The organism is Lutispora thermophila DSM 19022 (assembly GCF_900142105.1).
Classification (GTDB): Bacteria; Bacillota; Clostridia; order Lutisporales; family Lutisporaceae; genus Lutispora; species Lutispora thermophila.
The window spans coordinates 1-5,718 of the sequence record NZ_FQZS01000049.1 but is presented as its reverse complement, the minus strand read 5'-3'; the positions used below and the strand labels follow the sequence as shown (position 1 = coordinate 5,718).

Below are 5,718 nucleotides of genomic sequence, written 5' to 3'. Positions count from 1 at the left end.
ATTGTTGACTAGATGAATAATATTCAATATAATAATAAATAAAAGGAGGTCTTCCTATGTTAGGTCAAAAGATTAAATATCATAGAGAAAGAAAAGGGCTGACACAAAAGTTTATTGCGGAAAAAATAGGTGTTGATGTCTCAACAATTTCAAAGATTGAAAACAGCAAAGCCGATCCTTCTCTTAAGATGTTAAGAAGTATTGCAGTTGTATTGGATGTTCCAGCTTCAGTATTAATCGAAGAAGATAATAATTATAACTTCTAAATGTAATTATACTCCTGCTTCTTTATTTTAACTATATTTTGCATCAGATATGAATTGATAAGGGATGAGGTTAAGGTATGCATAATTCGATGAAAAGACTGGTTAAAGCAAAAATGACTGCAGAAGAAATTTATTTGATACATGAGACCTTTATGAGAGACATTATTAGGACAGAAGGCAGATTGCATATTGATCAAAGCGACAAAGAAAGGATAGCAATGCAAAAAGAGTTGATGAACAGGCTTTTAAGAGAAGCATTTATTCAAAAGGGAAAGGAGGCGGAATTATGAGATACTATACTTCAGAAATGTTGATTCAGGTTTTCGTAATAGCGGTGATCTTGGGTTTTACCTTAAGAGAACTGGAAACAGCTGGGAAAGAAATATGGAATATTGTTATAGAATCCATAGAAATGCATAGGCTTCAAAAAAGGAAGAAACCCGCTCGAAGTTTGGCGACTCAGCGAGTTTCTAAAACACCCATATACAGGGGGTAGCCCCCTATTGACAAATATTATAAGGCAAAATATTGCAGATGTAAAGCGGTTTTTATTGAATTTTGAAATGTGCAAAAAATTTATGAGAGGAGAATAACATGGTTAAGCATTCATGCAATAATGTTTTCTCTACATGGTTAGATATATATTTTCAATATAAGGATAGCTATGATAAAATCAACAGTTTCATGGTAAATAATTGCGATAAAGTTTTAGATGATATAAACAAGAAAGTTGAATTGGAGATAGCATCAGGAATCAGAAGCGATATGTTGGAGATGGTCCGAAAGACCAAGCAGCTCACCATATATGAGTATGGAGCTATAGCAGAAGAATATATTGAAAGTTCTGGTTTGACTAAAAGACAGGCGGAAGTTGTGAGATTAAGAAAAGCATATAATTTTCGCGAGATCGGGAAGCTGTTAGGAATATCCCCAGAAGCAGTATTTAAAACCTATAAGCAAGCTATACGAAAAATAGAAAATACCATGTCCGCAAAAAGATCTGATTCAATTCCCGGATTGAGTGATCAGCAGTCACAAATATACATGTATTATAAGGAAGGATTAAAGCCTAAAGAAATAGCCGAACGGTTAGGAATCTCAAGAGATGTGGTGAAAATTCAAATTAAGAGAATAAATCAAAAAAGGGGAACAAAACAGGTTAATAAAAAATAAGGGTAGAAGTATGTCCATTTTTAAGATAAAGATTCCAATAAAAGACTAGATGTTACTAAAGGTGGTGTAGCAGTTACTGAATTTTGGCAGGTGGATTAGCATATGCCTATATTTAATTTAGCTGTTGGTATTGTATGTCTTTCGGTATCAGTAAATATGTTCATGGAGGAAAATAAAGAGCTTGGTTTTTTAAATTTAGTTTGTGCTTTATCAAATTTTTATATTTGTGTAATTTGAATGATAATGTGAAGGAGGAATAGATATGTTTTATGAGTTTAATGATTATCCTTATTATGCATTGATTAAAGCAAAGTCAGAGGAAGAAGCAGTATCCTATTACGAAGAAGAAATATGTGAACTTGACGAAGAAGAATTTAAATCATGCCCAGACATAGTAGCAAAAGAACATGTCATAGAAAAAATTAAAAATATAAAAAGTGCAAGCGAACATGAAAAAGAAAAGTTAATTGAGGAACTTGACATTGAGACAGAAGAGCCGTGGTTAATTCTCATTGACGGATATTTTGTATGACACATTTCAACGATTATGAAAGTGATAAAATTGTGAGATAGAAAAGATATATAAAGGAAAGACGGTATGGAAAGGTAGAAGGTTAGAGACCTTCTTTTTTTATTCGAAAATGTATAGGGTAGGCGGAGAACAATGAGTGTTACTATAGTTAAATACGACAAGCTTACAACTGAGTGCAGAGATTGTAAGAGACTTGTTTACAATGGCGGTGACTGTGGAGGAAGAACTGGACTGTTGAATATATGCCTGGTTTATAAGCCTATTAAGGAAAAAGATACTGAGTGTATAAACATTGATAAACATAGATGAATGGAGGTTCATGTATGAGAAAAATAGCCTTTACCAATCAGAAGGGCGGTACGGGGAAAAGTACCAGCTGTATAAACATTGGTGCAATATTAGGTAATATGGGATATAAAGTTCTGGTAATAGATCTGGATCCCCAAGGGAATTGTACCCAAGGTTTTGGTCTAAAAGAAAGTGATATCCAGTTAAAACCATCAATATATGATGTTCTGGTAAATGAAAAACCTATAGAAGAAGCTATAATAAGCACTGAATATAAAAATGTAGATGTTGTTTCATCTTACATAGTTCTGGCAAATGCAGAATTGGAACTGGCATCTGCTATGAGCAGGGAAACAATACTGCAGCAAGCGATTATAGAAAGCTCAATGGATTACGACTATATACTTTTTGATCTGCCGCCTAATTTGGGGTTGCTGACACTAAATGGCCTGGCAGCGGCTAATGAAGTCATAATACCTGTTGATGTAGGAGTATTTGCAATATCCGGAATTAATCAACTCGTAAAAGTGATAAATATGGTCAAACGCAAGATAAATCAACAACTAAGCATTACAGGTATTTTGCTGACAAAAGTAGATGGAAGAACAAACTTATCTAAGGAAATACATTCTAGCCTGGCTGATATATTCGGGGACAAGCTTTTTAAAAATGTTGTACACATTAATGTAAAGATTGCAGAGGCCCAAAAGGAACAGAAGCCTGTATTCTACTATGATAAAGATTGCAGAGGAACTATTGAGTATAAGCTTATTACCGAGGAAATAGTTGATAGAGTGAAGGTGATATGATGGGAAAGGGTATATTAACCGGATTGCTGGAGGATATAAGAGAAGGGATGGAGGATATAGACGACAATGGCATAATAAGAAATAAGGAGCTAAAAACGCTAGAGTCTAAAGAGATAAAAGCTTTTGATTATTCAAAGGTTGATAATGATACAGCTGCTTTTTTAAGGGATAAAGAATTAAGGATAACACAGATAAAATTCATATCAGCATATGCTATAGGCAAAGAATTAAAGGAAGTGAAAGAAAGATTAGCCCATCACTATCATGGAACCTTTGGAAAATGGTGTGAAAGCATTGGCATAACAGATAGAACTGCAAGAAATTATATAAATGCATTTGAGTATGTTCGGAAAAATTTTCCGAACATAGATGATGCAGAAAAAATACAACCATCACTTTTATTTGCTATCTCAAAACCATCTGCTCCATTGGAATTACAGCAAGCTGTCATATCAGGTGATATAACTACACACAAGCAGTATAAGGAGCTTGAAGAAAAACTGAAAAAGGCGGAGCAGGAAGTTATGGAAAAGCAAAGACTGTATGAAAACATTTCTCAGAGTTATGACAGGCTGGAAAAGAAAAATCGTGAGCATTATGAAAAACTCAAGGATATGGAAATTGAACTAGAGTATTCAAGAAGAAAGGTAGAAGAATTGGAGGCTCAGCTTAATAATAGTATTGATGGCGCGGAGATAGCAACAGCTGTGGTTGAAATTGAGAAGGTGCCGGATGAAACTCTAGCAGAGTTGGAAGAATTGAGAAGAGCAAGCAAATCAAATGAAGTCAGCGCAGAAATTAAAGCTTTGTTAAAGATTCTTAACAGCAGCATATGTGATTTAGGAGAAATATTGATAAACATAAGAGATAAGGATGATATTGTTGATGTATGCAAATCTTATCTGGAGCAGATAAAGGATAGCTTGTTAAAGCTTAAAAGAGTTTCTATAGAGCAACTGGATAGCGACTTGTTTTATTTTATCAGAGATTAGCATGACTAGTCTTTTTTTATAAGCCATAGGAAAGTATAATTCCACCTTAATATAAACTTTCCGTAATAGCTTTCAAGAAAGGCTTCCTTGTTATCAAAATGCTTCCAAAGGAAGTCTTTCTTATTGCATTTAATGTAATAGTACAAATTTGGCATGACATAGAAATAATAAGAATGAATCAAGGGGGTCGTATCATGAACAAGCAGGCAATCAAGGTTAGAAGGGTATTTACACAAAAGTACTCATTGGAAGAACTGCTGAAAGAAATAATCCTAAGCAAGTTAAAGGCTTCCTTGGCCAAGAAATAGTTTACCATGAGAGCTGCAATTTATATCAGGGTTTCTTCATTAAATGAGTCTCAAGATACTTCGATTGAAAACCAGGAAGCAATGCTTAGGAAGGAAATAGAGAATAGGAACTGGGTATTGAGCAAGGACAACATTTATATTGAAAGAGAAACCGGCACTTCCTTTTCCAGGAGTGAAATGAAAAGGTTGCTGGAAGATGCCAAGTTGAGGAAGTTTGATGTTGTGCTTACAAAGTCCATTTCCCGGTTCGGAAGAAATCAGAAAGAGTTGCTGGAAGCAATAGAAATACTGGATGAGAATGATATCAGGTTTATTGAGTTTGAGAAGAACATTGATACAGGTAAAGACAGAGCTCTTTTGGGATTATATGCCTGGCTTGCTGAGAACGAAAGCAGGCAAAAAAGCGAGAGCATAAAGCTCACATTAAGGAAAAAGCAGGAGAGAGGAGAGTTCATCGCAGGAAGGCCACCATACGGATACAAAAGGGATCCTAACAACAAGAACAAGTTGATAATTGCAGGTGATGAAACTACAGAGACCGTAAAGAGAATTTACAAGCTGTATATACAGGGTTATGGATACAGGGCAATAGCCAGCATATTGACAAATGAGAAAGTGCCTCCTCCAAGGATGGATATATATAATAGGAAAAGCAATGCATGGAACTATCAAACAATAAAAACTATCCTAAGCAGCCAATATTACATTGGAAACATGGAGCAATACAAGAAAGAGAATATTGCATTTAAGAAAAAGCGAAAGAAGATTGACAAGGATGATTGGATCATTGTTGAAAACACACATGAACCGATTATTTCAAAGGAAGAGTATAATCTTGTACAGGAGATAATGAAAAAAAGAGCAGGATCATACAGGAGGAAAAACACCATTCATTTGTTTACCGGGTTTCTAAAATGCGGAGAATGCAACAGCAATCTTCAATATATGAATGGATACTATATATGCAGATTGTATACAAATGCCGGAGTTAAGTATTGCAGCCGTCATGCAGTAAAAGAATCTGACCTGGAGGAAATTGTTAAGAATGACATTAAAGAGCTGTCCAGAGACAAGATAAAGAGGCAGCAATTGTATGAAGAAGCTAAAAAGACATTGTACAAAAGCAATTCTGATACTCATAAGCTGTTAGAAGAAGCGAAAAGGGAAAGAAATAAGCTGGATAGGCAATTGCTGAGTGTATATGAGGACAGGTTGGAAGGAGTCATAACTGTAGAGCAATATGCATTGTTCAGTAAAAGTTTTGAGGAAAGGAAAGTGGTGCTTGACAATAGGATAAAGGAATTGGAGGAAATCATCTCAAAGGAGAGCATGTTTCAAAATAATTTTAAT

Annotated in this window: 9 protein-coding genes; all 9 read left to right on the top strand. The window is 34.9% G+C overall.

Annotation, left to right across the window (positions count from 1 at the left end; genetic code table 11):
• Nucleotides 1–56: 56 nt before the first annotated feature.
• Nucleotides 57–266 carry a helix-turn-helix domain-containing protein gene (locus BUB48_RS17190; protein ID WP_073028125.1) on the top strand — a complete coding sequence of 70 codons (210 nt, stop codon included), beginning with the start codon at nucleotides 57–59 and terminating at the stop codon, nucleotides 264–266.
• A 77-nt stretch (nucleotides 267–343) separates the two neighbouring features.
• A complete protein-coding gene (locus BUB48_RS17185) occupies nucleotides 344–556 on the top strand; it encodes a hypothetical protein (protein ID WP_073028123.1) in 213 nt (70 codons plus the stop codon).
• A complete protein-coding gene (locus tag BUB48_RS17180) occupies nucleotides 553–762 on the top strand; it encodes a hypothetical protein (RefSeq protein ID WP_073028121.1) in 210 nt (69 codons plus the stop codon). The genes BUB48_RS17185 and BUB48_RS17180 overlap by 4 nt, the downstream gene beginning before the upstream one ends.
• A 98-nt stretch (nucleotides 763–860) precedes the next feature.
• Nucleotides 861–1,439: a helix-turn-helix transcriptional regulator gene (locus tag BUB48_RS17175; protein WP_073028118.1), complete on the top strand. Its 579-nt coding sequence runs from the start codon at nucleotides 861–863 to the stop codon at nucleotides 1,437–1,439.
• 262 nt (nucleotides 1,440–1,701) lie between these two features.
• On the top strand, nucleotides 1,702–1,971 hold the full coding sequence (locus tag BUB48_RS17170) for a hypothetical protein (RefSeq protein ID WP_073028116.1): 270 nt from the start codon (nucleotides 1,702–1,704) through the stop codon (nucleotides 1,969–1,971).
• Between the two features lie 132 nt (nucleotides 1,972–2,103).
• Nucleotides 2,104–2,280: a hypothetical protein gene (locus BUB48_RS18235; protein ID WP_175548466.1), complete on the top strand. Its 177-nt coding sequence runs from the start codon at nucleotides 2,104–2,106 to the stop codon at nucleotides 2,278–2,280.
• 14 nt (nucleotides 2,281–2,294) lie between these two features.
• Entirely contained in the window at nucleotides 2,295–3,068 is a 774-nt protein-coding gene (locus BUB48_RS17165) for a ParA family protein (protein ID WP_073028113.1), read from the top strand.
• The gene (locus tag BUB48_RS17160; RefSeq protein ID WP_139250036.1) at nucleotides 3,065–4,060 is read left to right on the top strand and encodes a DUF3102 domain-containing protein; all 996 of its coding nucleotides are present in this window, start codon (nucleotides 3,065–3,067) and stop codon (nucleotides 4,058–4,060) included. The genes BUB48_RS17165 and BUB48_RS17160 overlap by 4 nt, the downstream gene beginning before the upstream one ends.
• 314 nt (nucleotides 4,061–4,374) lie before the next feature.
• Nucleotides 4,375–5,718: recombinase family protein (locus tag BUB48_RS17155; protein ID WP_073028109.1), on the top strand; the 1,344-nt coding region annotated here is incomplete at its 3' end.